The organism is Skermanella stibiiresistens SB22, assembly GCF_000576635.1.
Lineage (GTDB): Bacteria > Pseudomonadota > Alphaproteobacteria > Azospirillales > Azospirillaceae > Skermanella > Skermanella stibiiresistens.
This window is the reverse complement of sequence record NZ_AVFL01000009.1, coordinates 235,558-260,207: the sequence shown is the minus strand read 5'-3', so window position 1 is coordinate 260,207 and position 24,650 is coordinate 235,558. Positions and strand designations below refer to the sequence as shown.

General features: G+C 66.6%; 22 protein-coding genes. 9 read left to right on the top strand and 13 right to left on the bottom strand.

Annotated elements, in window-relative coordinates:
* The first annotated feature begins 73 nt into the window (after positions 1-73).
* A complete protein-coding gene (locus N825_RS14765) occupies positions 74-859 on the top strand; it encodes a class I SAM-dependent methyltransferase (protein WP_037452986.1) in 786 nt (261 codons plus the stop codon).
* A gap of 29 nt (positions 860-888) precedes the next feature.
* The gene (locus N825_RS14760; protein ID WP_051512387.1) at positions 889-1,293 is read left to right on the top strand and encodes a DUF2155 domain-containing protein; all 405 of its coding nucleotides are present in this window, start codon (positions 889-891) and stop codon (positions 1,291-1,293) included.
* Here the strand turns inward: N825_RS14760 and aat are convergent.
* Positions 1,263-1,913, bottom strand: coding sequence for a leucyl/phenylalanyl-tRNA--protein transferase (aat, locus tag N825_RS14755; RefSeq protein WP_037452984.1), 651 nt, complete (start codon positions 1,911-1,913; stop codon positions 1,263-1,265). The two genes, N825_RS14760 and aat, sit on opposite strands and share 31 nt — an antisense overlap.
* A 310-nt stretch (positions 1,914-2,223) precedes the next feature.
* On the opposite strand from aat, the gene N825_RS14750 reads away from it, so the two are divergent.
* The 3 genes from N825_RS14750 (at position 2,224) to N825_RS14740 (ending at position 6,935) form a co-directional block, all read left to right on the top strand.
* Complete coding sequence (locus N825_RS14750; protein WP_157619221.1) at positions 2,224-4,287, top strand: methyl-accepting chemotaxis protein; 2,064 nt, start codon at positions 2,224-2,226, stop codon at positions 4,285-4,287.
* 187 nt (positions 4,288-4,474) lie between these two features.
* The gene (locus tag N825_RS14745) at positions 4,475-5,974 is read left to right on the top strand and encodes an ATP-binding protein (protein WP_037452980.1); all 1,500 of its coding nucleotides are present in this window, start codon (positions 4,475-4,477) and stop codon (positions 5,972-5,974) included.
* 169 nt (positions 5,975-6,143) lie between these two features.
* Positions 6,144-6,935 (top strand): CatB-related O-acetyltransferase, encoded by a 792-nt coding sequence (locus tag N825_RS14740; protein WP_084164738.1) that lies wholly within the window; start codon positions 6,144-6,146, stop codon positions 6,933-6,935.
* Positions 6,936-6,992: 57 nt separating this feature from the next.
* On the opposite strand, the gene accC is transcribed toward N825_RS14740, so the two are convergent.
* The 6 genes from accC to N825_RS14710 form a co-directional block, all read right to left on the bottom strand.
* Entirely contained in the window at positions 6,993-8,333 is a 1,341-nt protein-coding gene (accC, locus tag N825_RS14735) for an acetyl-CoA carboxylase biotin carboxylase subunit (RefSeq protein ID WP_037452978.1), read from the bottom strand.
* A 12-nt stretch (positions 8,334-8,345) separates the two neighbouring features.
* On the bottom strand, positions 8,346-8,807 hold the full coding sequence (gene accB / locus N825_RS14730) for an acetyl-CoA carboxylase biotin carboxyl carrier protein (protein ID WP_037452975.1): 462 nt from the start codon (positions 8,805-8,807) through the stop codon (positions 8,346-8,348).
* A gap of 1 nt (position 8,808) precedes the next feature.
* Positions 8,809-9,273 carry a type II 3-dehydroquinate dehydratase gene (gene aroQ, locus N825_RS14725; RefSeq protein ID WP_037452971.1) on the bottom strand — a complete coding sequence of 155 codons (465 nt, stop codon included), beginning with the start codon at positions 9,271-9,273 and terminating at the stop codon, positions 8,809-8,811.
* A gap of 184 nt (positions 9,274-9,457) precedes the next feature.
* A complete protein-coding gene (locus N825_RS14720; RefSeq protein WP_245613119.1) occupies positions 9,458-10,039 on the bottom strand; it encodes a MarR family winged helix-turn-helix transcriptional regulator in 582 nt (193 codons plus the stop codon).
* A 232-nt stretch (positions 10,040-10,271) separates the two neighbouring features.
* Entirely contained in the window at positions 10,272-11,501 is a 1,230-nt protein-coding gene (gene hmpA / locus N825_RS14715) for an NO-inducible flavohemoprotein (protein ID WP_037453192.1), read from the bottom strand.
* Positions 11,502-11,697: 196 nt separating this feature from the next.
* Entirely contained in the window at positions 11,698-12,321 is a 624-nt protein-coding gene (locus N825_RS14710) for an HAD family hydrolase (RefSeq protein ID WP_037452964.1), read from the bottom strand.
* A 128-nt stretch (positions 12,322-12,449) separates the two neighbouring features.
* On the opposite strand from N825_RS14710, the gene maiA reads away from it, so the two are divergent.
* Complete coding sequence (gene maiA, locus N825_RS14705) at positions 12,450-13,088, top strand: maleylacetoacetate isomerase (RefSeq protein ID WP_037452961.1); 639 nt, start codon at positions 12,450-12,452, stop codon at positions 13,086-13,088.
* A 63-nt stretch (positions 13,089-13,151) separates the two neighbouring features.
* Here the strand turns inward: maiA and N825_RS14700 are convergent, their stop codons facing one another.
* Entirely contained in the window at positions 13,152-13,919 is a 768-nt protein-coding gene (locus N825_RS14700; protein WP_037453190.1) for a DsbA family protein, read from the bottom strand.
* A gap of 160 nt (positions 13,920-14,079) precedes the next feature.
* Positions 14,080-15,459 (bottom strand): M48 family metalloprotease, encoded by a 1,380-nt coding sequence (locus tag N825_RS14695; protein WP_084164736.1) that lies wholly within the window; start codon positions 15,457-15,459, stop codon positions 14,080-14,082.
* 76 nt (positions 15,460-15,535) lie between these two features.
* On the opposite strand from N825_RS14695, the gene N825_RS36530 reads away from it, so the two are divergent.
* Entirely contained in the window at positions 15,536-16,930 is a 1,395-nt protein-coding gene (locus N825_RS36530; protein ID WP_051512374.1) for a gamma-glutamyltransferase, read from the top strand.
* 74 nt (positions 16,931-17,004) lie between these two features.
* On the top strand, positions 17,005-18,150 hold the full coding sequence (locus N825_RS14685) for a pyridoxal phosphate-dependent aminotransferase (protein ID WP_037452958.1): 1,146 nt from the start codon (positions 17,005-17,007) through the stop codon (positions 18,148-18,150).
* A 15-nt stretch (positions 18,151-18,165) separates the two neighbouring features.
* Here N825_RS14685 and N825_RS14680 read toward each other — a convergent pair whose 3' ends face one another.
* The 3 genes from N825_RS14680 to N825_RS14670 form a co-directional block, all read right to left on the bottom strand.
* Positions 18,166-19,737 carry a GTPase family protein gene (locus N825_RS14680; RefSeq protein WP_051512373.1) on the bottom strand — a complete coding sequence of 524 codons (1,572 nt, stop codon included), beginning with the start codon at positions 19,735-19,737 and terminating at the stop codon, positions 18,166-18,168.
* Complete coding sequence (locus N825_RS14675; RefSeq protein ID WP_051512372.1) at positions 19,734-21,008, bottom strand: YcjF family protein; 1,275 nt, start codon at positions 21,006-21,008, stop codon at positions 19,734-19,736. The genes N825_RS14680 and N825_RS14675 overlap by 4 nt, the downstream gene beginning before the upstream one ends.
* Positions 21,009-21,122: 114 nt before the next feature.
* On the bottom strand, positions 21,123-22,103 hold the full coding sequence (locus N825_RS14670; RefSeq protein ID WP_037452955.1) for a 2-hydroxyacid dehydrogenase: 981 nt from the start codon (positions 22,101-22,103) through the stop codon (positions 21,123-21,125).
* Between the two features lie 146 nt (positions 22,104-22,249).
* Here N825_RS14670 and N825_RS14665 point away from each other — a divergent pair, with 146 nt between their 5' ends.
* Entirely contained in the window at positions 22,250-23,071 is an 822-nt protein-coding gene (locus tag N825_RS14665) for a cell envelope integrity EipB family protein (RefSeq protein ID WP_245613118.1), read from the top strand.
* A gap of 16 nt (positions 23,072-23,087) precedes the next feature.
* Here N825_RS14665 and N825_RS14660 read toward each other — a convergent pair whose 3' ends face one another.
* Positions 23,088-24,470 carry a DNA polymerase IV gene (locus N825_RS14660; RefSeq protein ID WP_063833797.1) on the bottom strand — a complete coding sequence of 461 codons (1,383 nt, stop codon included), beginning with the start codon at positions 24,468-24,470 and terminating at the stop codon, positions 23,088-23,090.
* Between the last annotated feature and the right edge of the window lie 180 nt (positions 24,471-24,650).

Genomic DNA, 24,650 nt, shown 5'->3' with positions numbered 1-24,650 from the left:
GCTTCCGGTGGGGCGGCGCCCGGCGGCCTGCTCGGTAACTGACCAGCCCGATCGTTCCAAGGAGAGGGCGTTCATGTCCGACCAAAGCGGACCGTCCCAACGCTGGGATGCCAAAGGCTATGCCGAGAACGCGCGCTTCGTCGCCGACCTGGGCATGCCAGTCGTGGCGCTTCTGGATCCCCAGCCCGGCGAGCGGATCCTGGACCTGGGCTGCGGCGACGGCGCCCTGACCGCCAAGCTGGCGACAGCCGGACGTGCCGTCGTCGGTGTCGACGCCAGTCCCGAACTGGTGGCCGCAGCGCGGGCGCGGGGACTGGATGTCCACCTGATGGATGGGCACGCGCTGGATGCCGGCACCGGATTTGACGCCGTGTTCTCGAACGCGGCGCTGCACTGGATGCTCCGGCCCGACGAGGTGATCGCGGGCGTCTGGAAGGCACTCCGGCACGGCGGTCGATTCGTCGGCGAGTTTGGCGGCGCCGGCAACGTCGCCACGATCGTCACGGCGCTGGAAGCGGCCCTCGACCGGCGCGGTTTCGACGCCAAGGCCCTGAACCCCTGGTTCTTCCCGACGCCGGAGGATTACGCGCTCCGCCTGGCGGCCGCCGGTTTCCAGGTCCGCTCGTGCGAACTGGTCGACCGTCCGACACCGCTGCCGACCGGCATGGCCGGCTGGCTCGCGACCTTCGCCGGCTCCTTCGTCCAGGGCCTGCGGGAGAGCGACCGCGCCGCCGTGCTGGAGGAGGTCATGGCGGCCATCGCGCCGACCCTGCTGAAGCCGGATGGCACTTGGTACGCCGATTATGTCCGCCTTCGTTTCGCCGCCGACAAACCCGACGCTTTAGGGCCCGACGCTTGAGGGCGGCGACGCACAGGATGAAAGACGTCATGTTCAATCGGAAGCTTCTGGCCGCCCTCACCGGGCTGGCGCTGTCAGCGTCGCTGTCACTGGCCTTGTCACCAGCCCTGGCCCAGACCGGCGCTTCCGAGGGAATGACGGACATGCCGCTCGCGATGCTCCAGGGACTCGACAAGGTCACGGCGCGGGTCGTGACGCTGGAGGCTCCGGTTGGCCAGACGGTCTCGTTCGGGTCGTTGCGCATCACCGCGCGCGCCTGCCGCGAGGCGTCGCCGGTCGAGCCTCCCGAATCGGCGGCTTTCCTCGAGATCAGGGAGGAGCATCCCGACGAGGCCACCGAGGCCTTGTTCAGCGGCTGGATGTTCGCCTCGAGTCCGGCGCTTTCGGCGCTGGAACACCCTGTCTACGATGTCTGGGTGATCGACTGCAAATAAGCATCGACCACCTCGGTCTCGCTTCCGGCGGTGAAGTCGGGTGTCAACTGGAGGGCGTGGGAAAGTTGCGCCCGATAGCTTGAGCGGGGAATCTCGACCGTGCCGAACTGGCTCAGATGCTCCGTGACGAACTGGGTGTCGAGCAGGGTGAAGCCGTTGTGGCGCAGGCGGGCTACCAGATGGACCAGCGCCACCTTGCTGGCGTCCGTCTCGCGGCTGAACATGCTCTCGCCGAAGAACGCGCCTCCCAGCGCCACGCCATAAAGTCCGCCGACCAGTCGGTCGTCGCGCCACGCCTCGACGGAGTGGGCGAATCCCAGGTCGTACAGGACGCCATAGAGCCGGATGATCTCGCTGTTGATCCAGGTCTTCGGCCGGTCGCCGGTCGCTTCGGCGCACCCTCGGATGACGCCATGGAAGTCATGGTCGATCCGGATCTCGAAGCGCTGGGCGCGGACGGTGCGGCGCAGGCGCTTCGGCACGTGCATCCGGTCCAGCGGCAGGATGCCGCGCTGTTCGGGGTCGAACCAATAAAGCTCATCCGACTCGGCGCTCTCCGCCATGGGAAAGATCCCGGCGGCATAGGCCCGCAGCAGAAGTTGTGCCGTCAAACCGGTCATTACGATGTCGCTGACTCCCGCACGCGCCAAATCCACCCGGACACCACGCCCTGACAGTATATAGGTCCGCCACCGGAATGGGGAGTGCGCCGCGGCACGACGGTCGTTCTCCAGTCAGCTTCGCTCAATTCCAGTAATACCACTCCCTAGAAAACTTTCTGGCTGGTTGAAAGGATTTGTTCAGGATTATAATTCACAAAGTTCATGTAATAACTCAGTATTCGCGTAAAGCGTGTCCAGCTTGTGCGAAGTGATGACTGACGCTGTAAAAGACATATTTGTGACACTGATGTGTCGGGATGGTGAAGTCATGTCAGATGTGGCGATCATGCGCGAGTTTTCTGTGGCATCGCCTCTTTCGGCGGCACCACTTCGAAATGAGCTGGCCGAGAAACCCGGCGTTCTGTCCAACCTCGCGATCGGAACGCGGGTCGGGCTGTTGGTCGTCATCGCCTTGGCGACGGTGATCGTCACGGTTGGCCTGTTCCTGATCGCCGATCACCGGATGGAACGCTCGACCGGCCGGCTCGCCTCCTTTGGCGATCTGGTCGTTCTCGCCGCCTCGGCGGAGCGCCGCGTCGCCGACCTTCAGATCAAGGCCAGGGACTTCGTCGTCAATCGCGACGCGTCGGCGGCGGTCGGCTTCCGGGAGGGCGCCGCCGAGGTGGATCGCCTGCTCGACCGTATCGCGGCCCATCCAGGCGCCGATACCGTCGGCGGTCACGTGGACGGCATGCGGGCGACGGTTCGCGATGCCGTGGCGCGTTTCGCGGATGTCACCGCGACCAGCGAGATCATGGGGCTGGACGAGCATAGCGGCTTGCGGGGCAAGCTCCGCGCCTCGGTCGAGGCCGTCGAGACGGAGCTTCGCAAATGGCCCGTAAAAATGGTCGCGCAGACCTATGTCCGGATGTTGACCATGCGCGTGATCGAGAAGGATTTCATCCTCTACGGCGATCCAGGTGCCATGGGCGCCCACAAGAAGGCGTTCCGTGAATTCGAATTCGGGATGATGGAATCCGGCCTCGACGCCCCGACTCAGGAAAGGCTGGTCACGCTGGCGGGCGCCTACCGGGCCGATCTCGCGGCCTTCGTCGAGAACCATGGCAAATTGAGCGTGGAGGTCGAGGCGTTCAACACCGCGCTGGCGGCGATGCCCGGCCGATTCGCCGGACTTTTCGACTTCGCCAGTTCCGGGATGGAGACGGCGCGGGGCGAGAAGGACTTCGTCCGTGACGCGACCGGCCGGGCCGGCTTGTTGGCCGGCGTCATCATCGTCGTGCTGTTCCTGCTCCTCAGCCTCGTCCTGGTCCGCAGCATCACGGCGCCGCTTCGGTCGATCGAGCGGGCCATGCGCGGTCTGGCGGCCGGTGACAGGTTGTCGCATGTGCCGGGGGCCAGCCGGAAGGACGAGATCGGGGCGATGGCGCGGGCGATCCAGGTGTTCCGCGAGAACGCGGAGGAGATGGAGAGGTTGAAGGCCGCCGACGAGATCAACGAACGCCAGCGCAAGGAGGAGTTCGCGGCGCGTCTTGGTGGGCTGGCCCACGCGCTGGACTCCGAGGTCCAGTCGACCGTCATGACGGTGGTCGAGCAGGCCGCCGGGATCGCGGAACTGGCTGAAAGGATGAACGGCGCGGCCCGAAGGACCGGCGAGCAGTCGGCCGGCGTCGCCGAGGCGGCGCGTGAGGCCACCGTCAACGTCCAGACCGTCGCGGCCTCGACGGACGAGTTGGCGACCGCGTCGCGCGCCATCGGGTCGCAAGTCGCCGAGGTCATGGACATCGTCAGGGCGGCGGTGGAGCAGGGACAACGGACCGAGGGCGTGGTGGCGACCTTGGAGGCCGCCATGCGCAACATCGGCGAGGCGGCGCGGCTGATCACCGGAATCGCCAAGCAGACCAATCTGCTGGCGCTCAACGCCACGATCGAGGCGGCCCACGCCGGCGAGGCGGGCAAGGGGTTCGCCGTGGTTGCCAGCGAGGTCAAGACCCTGGCCAACCAAACCGCGCGGGCGACCGACGAGATCGGGGGGCAGATCGTCGCGGTCCAGACCGCGGCGCGGACGGTCATCGGCCATATCCAAGAGGTCAAGCAGGTGATCCAGCGGATCGACGCCATCGCCGGGATGATCACCCACTCGATCACCGAGCAGGGCGGCGCCACGGAAGCCATCAGCCAAAGTGCCACCCGCGCGGCGGACGGCACCTGCGAGGTGTCCGAGCTGATCACCGCCGTGTCGGAGGACGCCAGCGAGACGCGGCATCTGGCCCAGACCCTCGACCGTAGCGCCGCCGACGTGACGGATCAGGTTCGGCGGTTGAAGGAGCGTCTGACCCGGCTGTTGAGCGACTCGAACAGTCTGGCGGCGTGACCGGCGGCGTGTTGTTTTCAAGCGCGATGTCGCACGGGTAACTTCGATTTAGTTTTAACTTTATGATAATCATGCGCCTTGTAGCGTGGACCTCACCGTTCGGCAGTGGAGTCCGGGGGGCGCCGTCGCTCCGGGAGGCCGCTGGAGACGCTGGTTGATGCGGGGGTGCCGCGAGGTTGTGTGTGACATGGCTCGCCTATTCGACCGGCTTTCCTTCCGGCAAGCCAGGACCGCCGTCGTCGTCGCCGTCATGCTTGGATTTCTCACCAGCGGAGTTGAATTGATCGCCGACGTGCGTCGGGAACGCGAGGTTCAGCGCCGGACACTGGAGGAGGTAACCCAGATCATCGCGCAGGCCGCGACCAAGGCCGTGTATGAAATCGACAGTTCCCTGGCGTCCGACGTGCTCAAGGGGCTCTTGAGCTACCAGTCGATCTTCCGCGCGCGCATCCAGAACGAATTCGGGGTCCGCTTGGCCGTCCGCGAAAGGCCCCTGGTGGAGACCCGCCTGCGCCTTTTCTCGGAATGGCTGTTCGGACAACCGCTCGAGATCCTGGTGCCGCTCTACCACGAGCCGATCAACCGGCCGCGCGTGGAGATCGGCACGCTACAGGCGGCGGTCGACAGCCATATCGTCGCCACCGCCTTCCTGGAACGGGCGCGGTCCACCTTGATCAGCGGACTGTTCCGCAACCTGCTACTGGGCTTGGTGCTGACCGCCATCTTTCATTACATGGTGACCAAGCCGATCCTGACGATCAGCAGGGATTTCACCAGGATCGATCTCCAGTCGCCGGGCGCGCATGTGGTCGAGGCGCCGTACAGCCACGAAACCGACGAATTGGGCTTGCTGGTCAACCGGACGAACAATTTCCTCCAGAGCTTCGAGGCGTCCCTGCGCGAGCGGGCTCATTACGCCGAGGAGTTGCGTGGGGCCCTGCTTCGGGCGGAGGAGGGCAGCCGGGCCAAATCCCAGTTCCTGGCGACCATGAGCCACGAGCTTCGCACGCCGCTCAACGCCATCATCGGCTTCTCCAAACTGATCCGGGATGATCCGGAAGCCAATGGCAAGTCGGCCGCCCTGGGCGAGTACGCCCGGGAGATCCACAGTGGTGGCAGCCAACTTCTCCAGATCATCAACGACCTGCTCGACTTGACCGAGATCGACGCTGGCCACCACGTCCTCAACCCGGAACCCCTGGACATCCGCCACCTGCTGGAGGGCTGCGCCCGCCAGTACGCGGCCATCGCGCGCGAACGGAAGCTGTGCCTGTCGGTCGAGGTCGATCCCACCTGTGGTCCCCTGTGTGCCGACCACAAGGTATTGCGCCAGATCATCATCAACGTCCTGTCCAACGCCTTGAAATTCACTCCGGCGGACGGTTGGGTGACCTTGAGCGGAACGGCTTCCAGCACTGGAACCGGAACCGTCCTCACGGTGGCGGACAGCGGCATCGGCATCGATCCCGCCGACCTCGCGCGGGTCTGCGAGCCATTCTGGCAAGCGGATCCCATGCTGTCACGCCACTATGGGGGAACGGGGCTGGGCATGCCCTTGGTCCAGGCCCTGGTGGACCTGCATGACGGTAACCTCCGCATCCAAAGCACGCTCGGCGAGGGAACCGTCGTCACGATCGAGATACCAAACAGGGTCGAGACGACGGAACACGAACTCCAGCAGACCTGATCAACCCCTTCAAAGTCCAAGCCCGGATCAAGCCAAACCACCGCCGTTTTCAATTGCAAACGCGTTGATCGGGTTATTCACCGCTTACGACGCGTAAACCATTTATAAAGCTGATTACTTGAGAATTTCGCGAGGCAATTGATCAATATATGTAAATTGAGGTAAATTGATGAGTATTGTGACCGTCGACCTTGGGGGCAGCCCAGCGGCCAAACTGGCGACGCTGGGATTGAAGATGCCGCAGACGCGCGGGGTTTTCTCCCTCAATCAGGCATCGTTCCTGGAACCGCCGACCATGGTCCAGGCCAACATCGCCACCAAGACCCTGGTCCAGATCGGCGCGTTCTGCTCGATCGCGGGTGGCAAGATCGGCAATGTGCGCATTGGGCGCTACTGCTCGATAGCACCGGAGGTCATGATCGGCTCCAACGAGCATCCCGTCGACTGGCTGACCAGCTCGCGGGTGACCCATGTCGCCGATCTGCACGACTGGGCCCGCTTCTGCGCGCCCGACCGGGTCGACGAGATCCGGAGCCAGCGTGTTCCCTTCAAGGACGCCTGCAAGATCACCAATATCGGCAACGATGTCTGGATCGGGCAGGGGGTCTTCATCAAGGCCGGCGTCACCATCGGTGACGGCGCGATCGTCGCGGGGCGGTCGGTCGTGGTCAAGGACGTGCCGGCCTACTCGATCGTTGCTGGCACTCCCGCCACCGTCAAGCGCATGCGCTTTCCCGACGCCACGGTCGAACGGCTGACTCGGCTGCGCTGGTGGCGCTACTCGATCTTCGACCTGTTCGGCATTCCCTTCGACAAGATCGACGAGGCGTTGGATCGGATCGAGGAGAAGGTCGAGGCGGGTGGCTTGGCCGAATACGCCCCGGAGAGGATCACGATGGACCGTCTCCGCGAGGCGTTCCAGCCACCGATTCCCCAGGGAATCGTCCAAGCGGCGGAGTGAGATGCCCGGGACACCGGGGCGGGTGGCTGGCGGGCCACCGCCGGCCCGCCAGCCAGGTCACCTCAGCTTCATCATCTGTTCCAGCCAATGGATGTCGTAGTCGCCGTTGATGAAGTTGGCTTCGGCGATGATCCGGCGGTGGAGCGGCAGGCTGGTGTCGACGCCGCCGATCACGAACTCCTCCAGGGCGCGGCGCAGCCGCATCATGCATTCGTTGCGCGTCGTGCCATGAACGACCAGCTTGGCGATCAGGCTATCGTAGTGCGGCGGCACCCGGTAGCCGTCATACAGCGCGCTGTCGACCCGGACGCCAAGGCCGCCCGGAGCATGGTAGCCGTCGATCTTGCCGGGCGATGGCATGAAGGTCTCGGGATGCTCGGCATTGACCCGGCACTCGATCGCGTGGCCGTGGAACCGGATGTCCTCCTGGGAATAGCCCAGGGGCGCCCCGGTCGCGACCCGGATCTGCTCGCGCACCAGATCGATGCTCGTGATCATCTCGGTGATCGTGTGCTCGACCTGAAGGCGGGTGTTCATCTCGATGAAGAAGAACTCGCCGTCCTCGAACAGGAACTCCATCGTGCCGACGCCGCGGTATCCCAGCTGCGCCGTGGTGCGCGCCGCCAGATCGCCGATGAACTGGCGCTGGGCCGCGTTCAGCGCCGGCGATGGCGCCTCCTCGATCACCTTCTGGTGGCGCCGCTGGATCGAACAATCGCGCTCACCGAAATGGACGGCGTTGCCGTGCATGTCGCCCAACAGCTGGATCTCGATATGGCGCGGCTTGGATAGGTACCGCTCCATGTAGACCTGGTCGTTGCCAAAGGCGGCGCGCGCCTCGCCGCGGGCGAGTTGATAGGCCTCGCGCAGCTGGTCGGCCGAATAGGCGACCTTCATGCCCTTGCCGCCACCACCGGCGGCCGCCTTGATCAGGACGGGATAGCCGGTCCGCTCCGCGACCTCGACCGCCTCCTCCAGCGTGTCGACCGGGCCGGACGAGCCGGGCACCACCGGCAGGCCCAGTTCCAGCACCGTCTTCTTGGCGGTGACCTTGTCGCCCATGATCCGGATGTGCTCCGGCGTTGGACCGATGAAGGTGAAGCCGTGCTCCTCCACCATCTGGGCGAACTGCGCGTTCTCCGACATGAAGCCGATGCCGGGATGGATGGCGTCGGCGCCGGTGATGGTCGCCGCCGTCAGGATCGCCGGAATGTTCAGATAGCTCTCACGGGCCGATGCCGGGCCGATGCAGACCGCCTCGTCGGCCAGTCTGACATGCATGGCGTCGGCGTCGGCCGTGGAATGGACCGCGACCGTCTGGATACCCATCTCTCGGCAAGCGCGATGGATGCGGAGGGCGATTTCGCCTCGATTGGCGATCAGGACCTTTTCGAACAATGGGATGGTCCCTTATTCGATCGTCAGGAGGACTTCGCCGAACTCGACCGGCTGGGCGTCGCTGACGAAGACATGCGCGATCGTGCCGGCCTTCGGGGCCTTGATCGGGTTCATCACCTTCATCGCCTCGATGATCAGCACGGTCTGGCCGGCCTTGACCACGTCGCCGACCCGCACGAACGGCGCGGCACCCGGTTCCGGCGAGGTATAGGCGGTGCCGACCATGGGAGAGGTCAACGCTCCGGGATGGCTCGACACGCCGAGCGCCGCCGGCGGCGAGGTCTGGTCCGACCCGGTGGCGGGAGCGCCGCCGGGCGCGAAGCCGCCGGTCATGTGGAAGGCCGGCGCAACGCCGCCCTTGGTGACCCGGATGCTCTTCTCGCCTTCGGCGAACTCGATCTCGGTCAGCCCGGTTTCGTCCAGCAGGCCCGCCAGTTTGCGAACCAGATCCCCATCGATGTCGAAAGTCGCCATGTCAGTTCCCGTTATTCATGTCGGCGTCGATCAGCCGCGCCAACGCGTCCAACGCCAGCAGGTAGCCATGCGAGCCGAAGCCGCAGATGACACCCTTGGCGACAGGCGACACATAGGAGTGGTGGCGGAAGGCCTCGCGCCTGAAGACGTTGGTCAGATGCACCTCGACAACCGGAAGCTCGGCGACCGACAGGGCGTCCATGATCGCGACCGAGGTGTGTGTGTAGGCGGCGGCGTTCAGGATGATGCCATCATGCTCGCCGCGCGCCTGCTGGATCCAGGCGACAAGCTCGCCCTCCAGGTTGGACTGGCGGAAGTCGATCGCGATGTTCAGCCGCTCCGCGTGTTCCAGGCACAGCGCCTCGATGTCGTCGAGGGTTTCCGAACCATAGATGGCCGGCTCACGGACGCCGAGCATGTTCAGGTTGGGACCGTTCAGGATCAGGACTGAGGGCTCGATCGCCAAGGGAAGCGGCTTTCCGGCTGCGGTTGCGTTGGCGCGTTTATAGCACTTGTCGATCTTTCGGCAATGCCCCCCGGCCGGCGGGGGCCGGCTCCGGGGGAAAAAGCCACGATTTCGAAGTAACCACGCCCACCTGTGACGCGAAAGACGCGCCTGTCGCCCGGCCCCGCACGCGGCCGCGTGCGGGTCAGTCCTCGTCCTGCGGACCGTGCAACTCGCGCGCCCTGTTTTGCAGGCGCGACAGGAGATCCTGGAGCTGGATGTTCTCCTCCGGCGTCAGGGACGCCAGCAGATGGGCTTCCAGGTTGGTTGCCAGCGGGACGATCTGATCGTGGATGCCGCGTCCCTTTGGCGTCAGCGTCAGGACGGAGCGGCGCCGGTCAACCGAGTCGATCCCGCGGTCGACCAGCCCGCCATCGACGGCGCGCGCCACGGCGCGGCTGACCTGCACCTTGTCCATCGCCGTCCTGTCGCAGACCGCGTTGGCCGAGAGTGGTCCGAATCGCGCCAGCACGGCCATGATCCGCCATTCGGCCACCGTCAAGCCGAACCGCTGCTCGTACAGACGGGCCAGGGAACGGCTGACCGTGTTGGAGAGGACGGCCAGCCGATAGGGCAGGTAGTCTTCGAGGATCAAGGGGGGCGCCGGATCGTGGGGCGCGCCGCCCTTTGGCTCGGAGGCCAAGGGTTCCAGCGAATGATGACCAGCGGCCTTGGGATCCGAGCGGCTCCCGGTCCGTATTTCCATTTCGGCAGGGTGAGCGGTCATGGGATATTCCTTTGACAAGTTTTCACCTGCGTCGGGCTTCTTTCGAGCTAAATCCCGGCATCTCCATCTTGAACCCAGGTGTGGTGGTGGGTGCAAATGAAATCATCAGATCTCAGTAAGATTATACCTAAAAAGACAGTTTTTTCGAATATAATTGGTCATACCACTGGCTTTAATCGGCAATTTTATTGCTAGAAGCGGCGCCGCGGTAGCCGTGGCGCCGCTTTCGGCGTCAGGCGCGCAACTCGTCCGCCGGGCCAAAAAATTCGTGGTGGACGCGATCCGGCGCCACCCCCATGTCACGCAACGACCCCACCACCATGCGCATGAACGCCTTTGGACCGCAGAGATAAATATCGGCCTCCGCCAGGGGAACGGTCCGCCGCAGCCACTCCGCCGTGATCAGCCCGGCGTGATCGAAGTCGCGGCCCGCCACGTCCCGCTCGCCAGGGGCTTCGTAGAAGGTGATGGACTCGATGTTCTCGTGGGCGGCGGCCACGGTCCTGACATGCTCCTTCAAGGCGTGGTGGTCGCCGCACCGCGTTCCGTGGATGAACCAAGTGGGGCGCTTCGACCCGGATGCCGCGATGCCGTCGAGCATGCTGACGAGGGGGGTGAGGCCGACGCCGCCGCTCAGCAGGACGACGGGCCGCTCCGCCGCCGGATCGTCCAGGACGAAGTCGCCGGCCGGTGCCGCCACACTCAGCGTCATTCCAGGCGCGCCGTGGTCGTGCAGGAAATTCGACACCAGGCCGGGACCGGCCTCCGGCTTGTCCGCCGGGGCGGGTTCGCGCTTGACGCTGATCCGGTAGTGGTCGCCGCCGGGACCGCGCGACAGGCTGTAGTTGCGGACGACCGGGCCATGGCCGGGGATGTCGATCCGGAAGGTCAGATACTGGCCGGGCTTGAACGCCATCAGGGGTCCGCCATCGGCCGGCTTCAAGTGGAAGGACGTGATGATCCCGCTCTCCGGCACGACCCGGTCGACCACGAAGTCGCGATAGCCGGTCCAACCGCCGATTTGTGCCGCCTGTTCGCCGTAGATCGCCGCTTCCCGCCCGATCAGCACGCCGGCGAGGAACTGGTAGGCCTCGGTCCAGGCGGCCATCACGTCTTCGGTCGCGGCGTCGCCCAGCACGTCGCGGATGGCCTGGAGCAGCGCCGCGCCGACATGGGGATAGTGCTCGGGCAGGATGCTGAGGGCGACATGCTTCTGGGCGATCCGCTCGACCATCGGTCCCAGCGCGGCCAAGCGGTCGATGTGCTCGGCGTAGGCCAGCACCGCCAGCGCCAGCGACTTGGGCTGGGATCCCGTCTCGCCGTGGTGGGACTGGTTGAAGAGATCCTTGATCTCGGGGTTCCGGAACAGGATCTCGTACATCCGCCGGGTGATCTCCAAGCCCTTGTCCTTCAAGGCCGGTACGCACGCCTTTACGATCTGGATCGTCGTCTCTGAGAGCATCGAGGGTTCCTCATCGGTGTGTCGCGCGGCACGCCGCGCCGCCATCTCCTTAAAACATATATCACCGATGCATCTTTATCCGCGCGCCTGATCGCTGCGACTTATTGTCCAGCGTCGGCCGCCTCCTTGGCCGCCGCCTCGAAGGTCGGGACGGCGGCGAACCCCAGGATCGGACGGATCTCCGCCGAGGGACGGTTTACCGGAGCATCCCGAGGCGGGTCATCTCGGCGCGCAGGGCGGGGGCGTCGGTGAAGCGGACCGCGCTCATGCCAACCCGCCGGGCACCCTCGACGTTCTTCTCCACGTCGTCGATGAACAGGGTGTCGGCGGCCTCCAAGCCGTGATCGTCCAGCAGCCGTTGGTAGATCGCGGCGTCCGGCTTCAGCAGGCGGACCTCCCCCGAGACCACGATTCCGTCGAAGGCGTTCAGCACCTCGAATCGCTCGCGGGCCCGGTTCAGCTTGTCGACCGAGAAGTTGGTGATGCAGTAAACAGGCTTACCCTGTTTCTTCAACTCCCAGACGATATCGGCGGTGCCGGGGATCGGACCAGGGACCATCTCATCCCAACCCAGGTCGTAGGCGGCGATCAGTTCGGCCTTTTCCGGGTGACGGGCGCTCAACTCCTCGACCGCCTCCTTCCAGGGACGGCCGGCGTCCTGCATCAGGTTCCACTCGGACGTACACACCGTCGCGAGGAATTCCTCCATGGCGGCGGTATCTTCCGCGAACAGCTTGCGGTACAGGTAACGTGGGTTCCAGTCGATGAGCACACCGCCGATATCGAAGACGGCGATGCTGGGGTCGGGGGATCTCGGCATGGTGACGAGCCTTGTGATATTGAGGGGTGCGACCGCGCGGCCAGGGACGGGCGTCGGGTTATTGGCTATACGTAACAAATGCGCGGACGGGCGCCATCCCGCAACCGCGAAGGAGCGGAGTCTGATTAATGAAGCTTTTTGGTTATTTCCGGTCGTCCGCGGCCTACCGTGTCCGCATCGCCCTTAATCTCAAGGGGATCGAGGCCGACCAACGTTTCGTCCATCTGCGAAAGGGCGAACAGCTGGCTCCGGAATACGGCGCGCTGAACCCGCAGGGCATGGTTCCCATGCTGATCGACGGCCCGAACGTCCTGACCCAGTCGCTCGCCATCATCGAGTACCTGGAAGAGACCAATCCCGAGCCCAGCCTGCTGCCCAAGCTTCCGCTGGAACGGGCGCGCGTACGCGCCATCGCCCAGTCGATCGCCTGTGACATACACCCGCTCAACAACCTGCGGGTGCTCCGTTACCTGATTGGCCCGATGAAGCTGTCGGACGACGCCAAGAACGAGTGGTACAAGCACTGGGTGACGGAAGGCCTGACGGCCCTGGAAAAGTCGCTGAGCCCGGCCGCCGGCACCGGCACGTTCTGCCACGGCGATCAGCCGACGCTGGCCGATATTTGCCTGGTGCCGCAGATCTACAACGCCGAGAAGGCCGACGTGGACCTGACGCCGTTCCCCCGGATCACCAAGATCGTAGCCGCCTGCCGCGAACTGCGCGCGTTCCAGGACGCCGATCCGGCCAAGCAGCGCGACGCCGAGTGACCCGCGGCGCCGATGCCCGGACCCAAGTGGTTCGGCATCGGCGCTGGCCGTCCAATGGGGTCGTCAGCCGGCGCGGCCGCTGGCGACCAGCTCCTTCAGCTTGTCTAGGCTGATGGCTCCGGGGACGATCTGATCTCCGACGACAAAGGCGGGCGTTCCGCGGATGTTGAGATCGCTGGCCAGCTTCAGGTTCTTCTGAAGTGCCGCCTGGATCTCCGGCGCCTCCATGTCCTTCTTCAAGCGATCGACATCCAACCCGGCTGAACCGGCGATCCGATAGATCTTGTCGTCGTCCAATTGGCCGCGGTTCTCCATCAGGGCCGCGTGCAGCGCGTCGTACTTGCCCTGCCGCTGGGCGGCCAAGGCCGCGCGCGCGGCGGTGACCGACGCCGGTCCCAGGATCGGAAACTCCTTGTAGACCAGCCGCAGCTTGCCGTCCGACTCGAGCAGACGCTTGACGTCGGCGTTGACCGCCTTGCAGTAGCCGCACTGGTAATCGAAGAACTCGACCAGCGTGACGTCACCCTTCGGGTTGCCGCCGACCGGCGAGGCCGGATCGCGGATCAGGTCGTCCTGCCGGCTGGTCAGCGCGCCGCGCTGGGCTTCCGCTTGCGCCTGCTCCTGACGCTCCTGGTAGGCGGTCAGCGACTGGACCAGGACCTCCGGGTGGGCCATGAGATAATCACGGATGATCTGTTCGATCGCCGCCTTGCCGGCGGGATCATTCGCCGAAGGTTGCTGCGCCTTGGCGCTCACCGGGCTGGCGAGCGCCGCCAGGACCGCCAGGGCTCCTGCGAGGAGCGGGCGGATCGGAAGGGACGGGCGGTACATCAACTGTTCTCCGAAAGGGGCTTTCGGCACGATGGCGAACCGGAAGCCGCTGGGCAAGCCCAACTCGCGGTTCCAAGGACCAGCCAATGGCGATTTGATCGACCGATGTCCGGCACCAGCCTCGCCGCATATCCAGGGCTGTCCAACCATGCCCCCTGTGTCAGCGCGGCGTTGGCCGGTCGGTCGCGGTGCGGATATCCTGGGCGCGGATCCAGCCGGGCGAACCAGCCGGAAGCGCCTTCTCGGCCTTCTCCGCGTGGAACCGCGCGACCTGCCGGTCGCCCCGCGCCATCGCCTCCTCCGCCAGCGCGTAGGACAGCATCGCCTGCTTGTTTTCCCGGCCATAGACCGTGGCGATCAGGCGCCATGTGAACGGCGTGCGGGGTTCCTTCGCGGCGGCGACCTTGAGGTTCCTCAACGCCTCCTCCAGCACGGAGTCGTCATTGGTCTCGATCAGGGCGTGGGCCAAGGCGCTTCTGAGCAGGGCCGAATCGGGCAGCAACTCAACCGACTTGCGGTAGGGCGCCAGGGATTCGGGAACGCGGCTGTTCTCCAGGAGAACCTGACCCTTCAACTCGTAAAAGAACGGGTTGGCAGGCTCCTCCTTGATCAGCTGGTCGATGATCGGCAGCGCCTGCTTCAGGTCGCCGCGCTGATACAGCGCGATCGCCCGGCCATAGCGGGGCGCCACGGCGGTATCGGTGTCGCGATAGCGCTGGAGGGCCAGCTGGGGCTGGACGAAGCCCAGCAGCTTGGCCTTCATCCGGGCGTGCATCTCGTCGTATTCCGCCGGGAGCTTCTTGTCCGAACTGGCGGAATGCTCGACGTGGTACCGGACGCTCTCGATCCGGTCCAGGGTCAGCGGGTGGGTGCGGACGAAGGCGTCCTGCCGATCGGTCGGCCGCAGGTCCTGGCCGGCCAGCCGCTCCAGGAAGTGCAGCAGACCGCGGGCCGAGATACCGGCCTGGTCCATGTAGTTGAGCGCCGCTTGGTCGGCGGTACCCTCCTGGGCCCGGCTATAGGCGAGATAGTTGCGACGCGCCATCTCCTGCCCACCGCCGATGATGGCGGCACCCGCACCCGCCTCGCCGGTCGCCAGCGCCGCGCCGATGCCGAGCAGGGCCGACAGGATCGCCTGGGCCGAGGCTCCCTCCATCGCCTCCTGCGAGCGGATCAGGTGACCGCCCGCGATATGGCCGATTTCGTGCGCGATCACGCCGACCAGCTCGCCGGGGCCTTCACTCTCCTGGAGCAAACCGGTATGGATGAACAGGTTCATGCCGCCGGCGACGAAGGCGTTCAAGGAGTTGTCCTTGACCAGCGCTATCTCGACGCTGTCACCGCTGATGCCGGAGACGTCGAAGATTGGTTCCGCGAAAGTGCGGATGGTATGTTCGATCTCGGCGTCGCGGATGAACTGGAGGCGGCGTTCCTGCGCTTCGGCCGGCGCGGCCGAAACCACAACCAATGCTAGGGCCGGAAGCGCCACGGCGAGGATACGAATCTTGACCACCAGTTTTCGCGGTAAACGCAAAGTCATGCCCTCTCCCACATGCCCAATGCTGGACTTGCCTCCAGCTTATACGCGAATTTGGCGACGGCTGGGCATTATTACCATGGTTGCGGCTACCGTGGCTGGGTGCGCGTCCAATCAGCCGCTCCGCGTCGGAGCCCACCAGATCAACGCCGGCGTGGCGGCGGACGAGCCGCGCGCCGCGGTCATCGGGCGGGACATCCTGGCGCAGGGTGGCAACGCCGTGGACGCCGCCACGGCGATGGGCCTCGCGATGGGCGTGACCCTGCCGACCCGCGTTGGATTCGGTGGCGGCGGCGTTTGCGTCGTCCATGACGCGACCTCGCAGCGGACCCGGACGCTGGACTTTCTGCCGCGCCCGCCGGCCGGCGTGACCTCCGCGGCGGACAAACCCGCCATCGCGGTACCGTCGATGATGCGTGGTCTGGCGACCCTGCACGCCGCCCACGGCAAGCTGCGCTGGGAGCAGCTGGTGGCGCCGGTGGAGGCCAAGGCCCGCTTCGACAGCCAGATCTCGCGGGCTCTGGCCCGCGACCTGCAGGTGTTCGGCGACGTGGCAGAGGGTGACGCGGAGGCCCGGCGGGTCTTTCTGCCCGACGGCCCCAAGCCGCCAACCGAGGGCAAGAAGATCGACCAGCCCGATCTCGCCGCCGTCCTGGCCCAGGTGCGCCAGCGGGGTGCCGGCGCGTTCTACTCGGGTCCGCTCGGCTCCAAGATCGCGGAGGGAGTCGGCATCTCGGCATCCACCCTCTCGGCATATCAGGCGCAATGGCGCGACACCGCCGATGTCCAGCACGGCAACGACGTGATGAGGTTCGCGGCCACGCCGGAGGGCGCTCCCGCCGCCGACGCGCTGCGCGCGGCGCTGACCGCCTCGTCGGGCGGCCGCAACGCCGGCTTGGTCAAGGCGCTGGAGAAGGTCGACCCCGAGGGACCGCCAACGGCGGGGCTGGTCGCCTTCGACTCGTTCGGTCAAGCGGTGGCCTGCGCCTTCTCGATCGGCGCTCCGATGGGCACCGGCAAGATGATCCCGGGCACCGGCATCCTCCAGGCGGTGGCGACCGGCGCCAAGGGCATCGGCGGCCCGGCGATCATGGTCAACCCCAACATCAACCAGCCGTTGTTCGCCGGCAGCGCCGGTCTGATCGGCGTCGGCGTCGCCGAGGAAGGGGCGGGTGCCGCTCCCGCGGCGCTGGTCAACGTCGCCCTGCGGACGCTGGAGCAGGACATGACGGCGATCGACGCTGTCACGGCGCCGCGCCTGGCGCCCGATCCCGCCGGCGGCACCCTGATCGAGGAAACCGCCGAACATCCGGCCAGCCGCGAGACGACCGGCGTCGAAGGCGAGATCTACGGCGTCCAGGCGCTCGGGCGCGTCAATCTGGTGAGTTGCAAGGTCAACCGGTCGGATGGCGCGAAATCCTGTTCGGCGGCGACCGATCCCCGTGGCTTCGGCTTGGCCGCCAGCCTACAGTAACCAACCTACCGTAGTATGTTTGCCGTAGTATGTTTGGTTAGCGCGCACCGCTTCGTTTCTGGAATGGTCAGGGTATGTCACTGAAGATTGCCAAGCGGGGAGCCATCTCCCCGTTCATCGTCATGGAAGTCATGCGCGCCGCCGCGGAACGGGAAGCCGCCGGCGGCGAGGTCTTGCACCTGGAGGTCGGCCAGCCGTCCACCGGGGCGCCGGCGGCGGTGATCGCCGCCGCCAAGCGGGCCTTGGACGGCGACCGTCTTGGATATACCGACGCGCTCGGCATCCCGCCGCTCCGCGCCGCCATCGCCAAGTTCTACCACGACCGCCACGGCTTGGCGGTGCCGGAACGCCGGGTGGTGGTGACGACGGGATCGTCGGCGGGGTTCCTGCTGGGCTTCCTGGCGGCGTTCGAGCCGGGTGACAGGGTGGCGATGGCCGCTCCCAGCTATCCGGCCTATCGCAACATCCTGATGGCGCTGGGCGTCGTTCCGGTCGAGATGCCGGCGGGGCCGGAAACCCGGTTCCAGCCGACGGTCGAGTTGCTGGAAGCGCTGGGCCACCCGGTCGAGGGACTGATCATCGCCAGTCCGTCCAACCCGGCGGGCACCATGCTGGCGGCCGATGAGTTGCGCCGGCTGGCGACATATTGCGGCGAGAAGGGCATCCGGCTGGTGTCGGACGAGATCTACCATGGCATCTGCTACGAGGGTGCCGCCACCTCGGCCCTGACGGTCACCGATCAGGCCCTGGTGATCAACAGCTTTTCCAAGTATTTCTCCATGACCGGGTGGCGGCTCGGCTGGATGGTGGTGCCGGACGATCTGGCCCGCTCGATCGAATGCCTCAGCCAGAACCTGTTCATCTCGCCGCCAAGCCTGTCGCAACACGCCGCCTGCGCCGTGTTCGACTGCACGGAGGAGTTGGACGCCAACGTCGCCCGCTACGCCCGCAACCGGGCGCTCCTGCTCGACGAGTTGCCCAAGGCCGGATTCGACCGGCTGGCTCCCGCCGACGGCGCGTTCTACGTCTACGCCGACATCTCGGCGATGACCGACGACAGCGAAGCCTTCTGCCGCCGCATGCTGGCCGAAACCGGGATCGCCGCGACGCCCGGCGTCGACTTCGACCGGGAGCGTGGGCACCACTTCATGCGCTTCTCCTTCGCCGGTGCCACCGAGGACATCGCCGAGGCGGCAAGGCGGCTCAAGAACTGGCGCTGAGCCGATCGGACCCGGTTAACCGCCGCGCTTGCCGGGCGTGATGATCCCTTCGGTCACCAGACCGGACAGCAGGCGGCCGCCGGTGACGATCTGCCGGGCGACGCCGGCCACCCCGCCGGAGGAACCGGCCAGCCGGAGCAGGCGGATCAACTGGCTCTGTCGAGCGTCCGGCACCCGGGCGAGCACGGCGGTCCAGATCGCGTCCACGTTATAGAGGGCTCCCGCGTCGAGCCGGGCCGGCACGATATCGGTGGCCGCCACTCCCAAGGCTTCCGCCACGGCGTCCAGGGCCGCCCGGATGGTTTCCTCCTTACGGCTCGTCGGCGTCGCCACGTCATAGGGTGGTGACCATTCGTTGAACGGCCTCAGCCGGTCGATATGCGACATCACGACGACGATCGGCGGTGCCCGGAAGCTGGGCCGGGCGGCGAAGTGGCCGCGCACCGCGTCCAGCAGGCGCCGGTCCAGGTCGCGGGCGCCGTCGTTCGCCGGCGCCACCCACAGGATCAGGTCGCAGGCTTCCGCCAAGGCGACCAGCTTCGGTATGGCGGTCTCGTGCTCCAGCCCGGCGCAGTCGATCAGTTCCAGCGCCGGCCTGTCGTCGGCGCCCCGGATCGAGTGGCTGGTCGGCTGTCCGGTCGCCGCCAGCACATCGACCGCCGCCACGACGTCGCCGCACAACGCGTTGACCAAGCTGGATTTCCCGGCGTTGACCTTGCCCGCGACCAGAATGCGCAACGGTACGATCGGTGCCGCCGAACGCGCCACCGCCGCCGGATCGAGATCGGCCAGCTCGGCGGTATGCGCCCGCAAGCGGCCACTGTAGAGGTTGATCGCCTCGCGGCCGATCTCTTCGACCACGATCCGCGCCATCCTGTCCAGCATCAGCGATGACAGACCCTCGGTCGCGAAACCCTGGAACCCGCGGCTGATTTCCGCGGCCACCGACTGCACCGGATTGATCACCATCCGGATGGCGCGCCATGGTCCATTGGCGCTCTGCGCCACGCTCTCCACCGTCCGCTTGGCTCGGTAGAGCCGAAGCACGTCGCCGATCCGGACCGAGCGGGACCCCGGCACCGCCGCGATCGTCAGTGCCCTGATCCGGTGGCTGATCCGTTCGGTCAGCAGCAGCGCCTCCGGCAGCGTGAAATGCCAGAGCGGATCGGTCCGTTCGGGATGGTAATGCCGCGCCACCTCCTCGATCACGGCGCGGCCGGTGGCGAGCAGGGAGCGCTGGTCGATCAGCATGCGGCCGGAGGTCTGGGCGGCGAAGCCCCGCACCTTCTGCCACGCGATCTTGTCGTTGGGCGTCCAGCCGGCATCGGGTTCCGTCTCCGGACCCGGGGCCGAATCTCCGTCCGCGTCGGCCTTGGGGGTCACGCGCGGACTAACGGGCTTGTTCGCCCGCCGAAACAGCAAGCCAGCGGCCAGGAAGCAGACGGCGGTAGCCAGGAACCAATAAACGAAGCCTTGCCGCTCCCACAGCCAGACGAAGCCCAGGGGAAGCAGCACCAGGAAGGGCAGGGTCGCCGCCGCGAAGGCGGCCAGCCACCAGGATCCCCTGTCGCCGATCAGCCGCCTCATGGCTTGTCCTTCTCGTCCCGAGAAGCGCCATCCTTGCTGGGGGAAAACATCCGGCTGGCCTTGGCGACACCCGTCGCCTCGGCCATTGCCCGGCGGAACTCCTCCGCCACCGCCTCGGCGTCGAAGCGCGAGCCCGACCGCCGCGCGGTCAGGTACAGGATGGCCGCGTGTCCCAGCCCATAGGTGGTGGCGAAGCTGGCGGCTCCCGCCGCGGCGCCGCCGATCACCGTGCCATAGCCCGGCACCAGCTTGACCAGCTGCCTGACCCCGAACTGGGCGCCGAACCTCAGCAGCGCGCCGGCCCCCAGGCAGCCGGAGAACTCCACCAGGGTGGCGCGAGTCCAGGAGACGCCGAGCATTCCGGCCAAGCTGTGCAGCATCTTGCCCTGGACGACGGGAACGCCGATCACGCCCGCGACCGGCAGCGTGTCGATCGCCCCGGCCGCCGCCGCGTAGCCCCAGACATGGGACGCCGCGCGGCCGGCGCCTGGCTTCTCGGACTCGCGCAGGCTGTGCCGCATCATCGACACCACGCCGTCGGCGGAACCGGCCTCCAGCGCCGCCCAAAGCGCTTCGATGCCATAATCGGCCGGTGCCAGCCCGTCCTCATCGGGGGTGAAGTCGATCGGCGCGAACCGGACCGCCCCGGTGCCCGGCAACTTGGCGAAGCTGGCCCGCTGCGCCGCCAGGGACCGGTCCAGCGCCGCGACGCCGCTGGCCGCGGTCCCGTCGCCGAACGGATAGGGCAGGGGGTGGACCGGCATTCCCGGCCCCGGGTAGGCGTCGTGCAGGGTGGTCTGGGCCACCACCACCGGCCAGTCCGGGTGGCGCCGGCGCACCTGGGTCAGCGCCTCCAGGATCGGGGCCGGCACGGGTCCCGAAGCCCGGACCACGGCCAGCACCAAATGCGCCCGCTCCTCGCAGAGCGCCAAGTCCTCGGCCGGATCATAGGCGACCTCGCCCAAGCCGCGCGTGTCGAGGAAGCGGACGACCGGCGCCTCGGCCGGGAATTCATAGATCCGCGCCGTCGCGGTGCAGGGCCGATAGCCGGTGCCCACCTCGGCGTCGCCGCTGCCGGTCAGCGTGCGGATGATCGAGCTCTTGCCCGAGCCAACCATCCCGAGCAGCCAGATCACCGGCGCCCGGGCCCGCGCCTCCTCGGCGATGCGCGTATCGGCCTTGGCGTCGGGCTTGGGGTTCAGGACGGTGTCATAGACGTCCCGCCACCATGTCGAGATCTGTCCGCCGGCCCGCCCTATGAGGTTCAACATGGGTCAATCGCTTTTCGAGGTCTGGTTCCGCCCAACGCCGCCCCCGACGCCGCCCCAGAGCGAACGCCGCGCCGCCGCGCATAGGTGGTATAGCGGCGGGCGTCCGCGCGCAAGTCACGCCACCCGATCCGGCGGCTCCCGGCCGGCGAAGAAGGCGTCCAGGTTGTCGAGCGCCTTGAAGCCCATGGCGTCCCGCGTCTGGTCGGTGGCGCTTCCCAGATGGGGCAGCAGGAACGTGTTGGGAAGACCCGCGTAGCCGGGATGGAGCTTGGGCTCGTTTTCGAACACGTCGAGGCCGGCGGCCGCCAGCTTGCCGGACCGCAGGGCCGCGATCAGCGCCTCGTCGTCGACCAGGGTGCCGCGCGCCGTGTTGACGACGACGGCGCCATCGGGCAGGCGGGCGATCCGCCCGGCGTTCAGCCAGTGCCGCGTTTCCGGCGTGGCCGGGCTGTGGATCGACAGGAAATCCGCGATCCCCAGCATCTCGTCCGCGTCCGCGTGGTAAATGGCACCCGCCTCCTGATCGGCCGGCAGTCGGCGGCGGTTGTGATAGTGGATCTCCATGTCGAAGCCCTGGGCGCGGCGCGCCATGGCCTGTCCGATCCGGCCCATGCCCAGGATCGCGAGACGCTTGCCGGTGACGTGGACGCCGACCAGCTGCGTCGGAGCCCAGCCGTCCCAGCGATGCTCCCGGATCAGACGCTCGCCTTCCGCCGCGCGCCGGGCGGCGCCGAGCAGCAGCAGGAAGGCGATGTCGGCGGTCGCGTCGGTCAGCACGCCGGGCGTGTTCGCCACGGTGACGCCGCGCTCCTTGGCGGCGGCCAGATCGATGTGGTCGGTGCCGACGGAGAACGTGGCGATCATCCTGACCGAGTCGGGGAGTCCCCGGATGAGATCGGCGGGAACCTGATCGACGGCGCAGACCAGCATCGCGTCGGCACCCTGGGCCAAGCGGATCATCTCATCCACGCCGTAGGGGTGATCGTCCTCGTTGGTCATAATCTCATAATCACCGGCGGCGCGGGCCATGACGGCATCCGGATACCGGCGTGTCAGGAGCAGGACAGGTTTTCTCGTCCCATTGGAGGCGTTCATAGGGATATTCCTGGGCGCTTGAATTCGTTGTTTCTGGGGCAAACGCCAAAAAAGATTGCTTCGGCTTTTTCCCGCGCGCGAAACTACTATGCTTACCCGTGAGCTTCACGCCGTAAACCGCTGTAAACCAATTTGTGGTCGTTGCCTTGAAAGATTTTCGTCCCGTCGCCCGCGCCGCCTTGTTGACGGCGCTCGGCCTCATGACTTGCCTGCCTTCGGCATCGCCCGCCCAAGCCGCCGTCGAAATCGCTCCGCACCGGGCGATCTACAAGATGTCGCTGGCCTCGTCGCGCAACAACAGCACCGTTTCGGACGTGCGCGGGCAGATGATGTTCGAGTGGGCCGACGCCTGCGACGGCTGGACCATCGAGCAGCGGTTCCAACTGCGCTTCCAGTATTCCGAGGGCGAGCAGGTCGACATGTCGACCAATTACGCCACGTGGGAGGCCAAGGACGGTCAGACCTACCGGTTCAACGTGAGGAAGCTGGTCAACGGCGAACTGGACGAGGAGCTTCGGGGTACCGCCGAGGCCCACGCCGACCGCCCCGGTGTCGCGCGCTACGTCAAGCCGGAGGAGCAGGAGATCGAATTGCCGGGTGGGACCCTGTTCCCCAGCATGCACACCATCCAGTTGCTGAGGCACGCCGCCGATGGCGACAAGGTGTTCGGCACCACCGTCTTCGACGGCTCGGACACCGAGGGCGCCACCGAGATCAACACGGTGATGGGGCTGCGGAAGGATCTGGCCCAGGACAAGCGGTTCGATTCCAGGCTGTTCCACGGCAAGATCTGGCCGGTCCGGATGGCGTTCTTCCCGTTGGCGAGCGACGACGCCGCTCCGGAATACGAGATGGGCCTCCAACTGCTGGAGAATGGCGTCGCGCAGTCGATGCTGATCGATTACGGCGACTTCACCGTAGCCGCCGTGCTGGAACAGATCGAGTCGCTTCCCCGGCCGCGCTGCTGACGCCAGCACCGGCGGGTCAGCGGCGTTTCCGTCGCCTCGGCGCCGGTGGCGGCAGGCCGGGAAGCTGGGGGGCCGCCGAACCGCTCCAGCCGCGTCCCTTGACCACCGCCGTCTCGCCCAAGCGATCGCGGATCGTGTCCATCGTCCGCTCCACCTGATCGCGGCGCGTTCGCTCCGGGTCGGGCAGGTTTGGGTGGAGCAGGTCCGGCGGATCGGCGCGGTCGGATTCCGTCAAGTCCGCGCAGCCGACCCCGATCAGCCGGAACAGCGTGCCGGTCGCCTCCCGTTCCAGCAGGGGCAGGGCGGTATGGAAGATGGGATCCGCCATCTGGGTGGGCGATCCCATCTTACGGCTCCGCGTCACCAGGCGGAAATCCCCGGTCTTCAGCTTCAGCGTGACGGAGCCGCCCACCAGCCCCTGCGCCTTCAGGCGGCGCGCCACGGTTTCGCACAGCGGCCATAGCCTGCTCTTCAGATCGTCGAGGTTGGCGATGTCTTTCCGGAATGTTGTCTCCGCCGAGACGCTCTTGGTCTCCTCGTTCGGATCTACCGTCCGGAGATCCTCGCCACGCGCGAAGCGGAACAGCCGGCGCCCCATCACGCCGTATCGCTTCATCAGGTGGTGTTCATCGCGCTCGCGGAGGTCGGCGATGGTCGAGATGCCGTCCTGCTCCAGCTTCCGCCGCAGCGCGTCGCCGACGCCCCAGATCAGCCCGACCGGCTGGGATGCCAGGAAGTCCAAGGCCTCGGCGCGGCCAATCGCCTTGAAGCCGCGTGGCTTGTCCAGGTCGCTCGCCACCTTCGCCAGGAACTTGTTGTAGCTGAGGCCGATCGAGGCGGTGATGCCGATCTCCGTCTCCAGCCGCCGCACCAGCAGGATGAGGGAGCGCGCCGGGCTGCCACCGTGCAGCCGTTCGGTGCCGGTCAGGTCCAGGAACGCCTCGTCGATCGACAGCGGCTGCACCAGGGGAGTCAGCTCCAGCATCATGGCCCGGACCTCGCGGCCAACCGTCTGATACTTCCTCATGTTGGGTGGCAGCACGACCGCGTGGGGGCACAGCGACAAGGCCTTGAACATCGGCATCGCGGAGCGCACGCCATAGAGCCTCGCCACGTAGCAGCAGGCCGATACGACGCCCCGCTGGCCGCCGCCGACGATCACCGGCAGATCCGCCAACTGGGGATTGTCACGCTTCTCGACGCTGGCATAGAACGCGTCGCAGTCGATATGGGCGATCGACAGCGTGTTCAGTTCGGCGTGGCGCGTGAGGCGCCGGGATGAGCAGGCTGGGCAGCGCGCGGCCTTGGCCGGCACGGCCGCCCCGCAGTCGCGGCACAGGCCGGAAAGCTCCGGCCCCTGATCGGTCGGGCGGTCGGCGCCCCTCGTGTCGAATTCCATCAAACGCCCGTGATCGTCCGTCGGCGCGGCTCCGCTTCGCCGCGGGATCGCCACAGTTCATGGACGCGCGGCGGGGAGCCGTGTAAGGTTGCCGCCGGTTCCGGATGGCCGATCATGTCACGCCGGTTCCCTCGTTGTCCGTATCCATCGCAAAACATCCATTCGGATTGTCTGTTTCGT

Bases quoted from the DNA above. Each gene is read 5' to 3' on its own strand.
- N825_RS14765 (WP_037452986.1), top strand. From the start codon at position 74: ATGTCCGACCAAAGCGGACCGTCCCAACGCTGGGATGCCAAAGGCTAT.
- N825_RS14760 (WP_051512387.1), top strand. From the start codon at position 889: ATGTTCAATCGGAAGCTTCTGGCCGCCCTCACCGGGCTGGCGCTGTCA.
- aat (WP_037452984.1), bottom strand. From the start codon at position 1,913: ATGACCGGTTTGACGGCACAACTTCTGCTGCGGGCCTATGCCGCCGGG.
- N825_RS14750 (WP_157619221.1), top strand. From the start codon at position 2,224: ATGTCAGATGTGGCGATCATGCGCGAGTTTTCTGTGGCATCGCCTCTT.
- N825_RS14745 (WP_037452980.1), top strand. From the start codon at position 4,475: ATGGCTCGCCTATTCGACCGGCTTTCCTTCCGGCAAGCCAGGACCGCC.
- N825_RS14740 (WP_084164738.1), top strand. From the start codon at position 6,144: ATGAGTATTGTGACCGTCGACCTTGGGGGCAGCCCAGCGGCCAAACTG.
- accB (WP_037452975.1), bottom strand. From the start codon at position 8,807: ATGGCGACTTTCGACATCGATGGGGATCTGGTTCGCAAACTGGCGGGC.
- N825_RS14720 (WP_245613119.1), bottom strand. From the start codon at position 10,039: ATGACCGCTCACCCTGCCGAAATGGAAATACGGACCGGGAGCCGCTCG.
- hmpA (WP_037453192.1), bottom strand. From the start codon at position 11,501: ATGCTCTCAGAGACGACGATCCAGATCGTAAAGGCGTGCGTACCGGCC.
- N825_RS14710 (WP_037452964.1), bottom strand. From the start codon at position 12,321: ATGCCGAGATCCCCCGACCCCAGCATCGCCGTCTTCGATATCGGCGGT.
- maiA (WP_037452961.1), top strand. From the start codon at position 12,450: ATGAAGCTTTTTGGTTATTTCCGGTCGTCCGCGGCCTACCGTGTCCGC.
- N825_RS14700 (WP_037453190.1), bottom strand. From the start codon at position 13,919: ATGTACCGCCCGTCCCTTCCGATCCGCCCGCTCCTCGCAGGAGCCCTG.
- N825_RS14695 (WP_084164736.1), bottom strand. From the start codon at position 15,459: ATGACTTTGCGTTTACCGCGAAAACTGGTGGTCAAGATTCGTATCCTC.
- N825_RS36530 (WP_051512374.1), top strand. From the start codon at position 15,536: ATGGTTGCGGCTACCGTGGCTGGGTGCGCGTCCAATCAGCCGCTCCGC.
- N825_RS14685 (WP_037452958.1), top strand. From the start codon at position 17,005: ATGTCACTGAAGATTGCCAAGCGGGGAGCCATCTCCCCGTTCATCGTC.
- N825_RS14680 (WP_051512373.1), bottom strand. From the start codon at position 19,737: ATGAGGCGGCTGATCGGCGACAGGGGATCCTGGTGGCTGGCCGCCTTC.
- N825_RS14675 (WP_051512372.1), bottom strand. From the start codon at position 21,008: ATGTTGAACCTCATAGGGCGGGCCGGCGGACAGATCTCGACATGGTGG.
- N825_RS14670 (WP_037452955.1), bottom strand. From the start codon at position 22,103: ATGAACGCCTCCAATGGGACGAGAAAACCTGTCCTGCTCCTGACACGC.
- N825_RS14660 (WP_063833797.1), bottom strand. From the start codon at position 24,470: ATGGAATTCGACACGAGGGGCGCCGACCGCCCGACCGATCAGGGGCCG.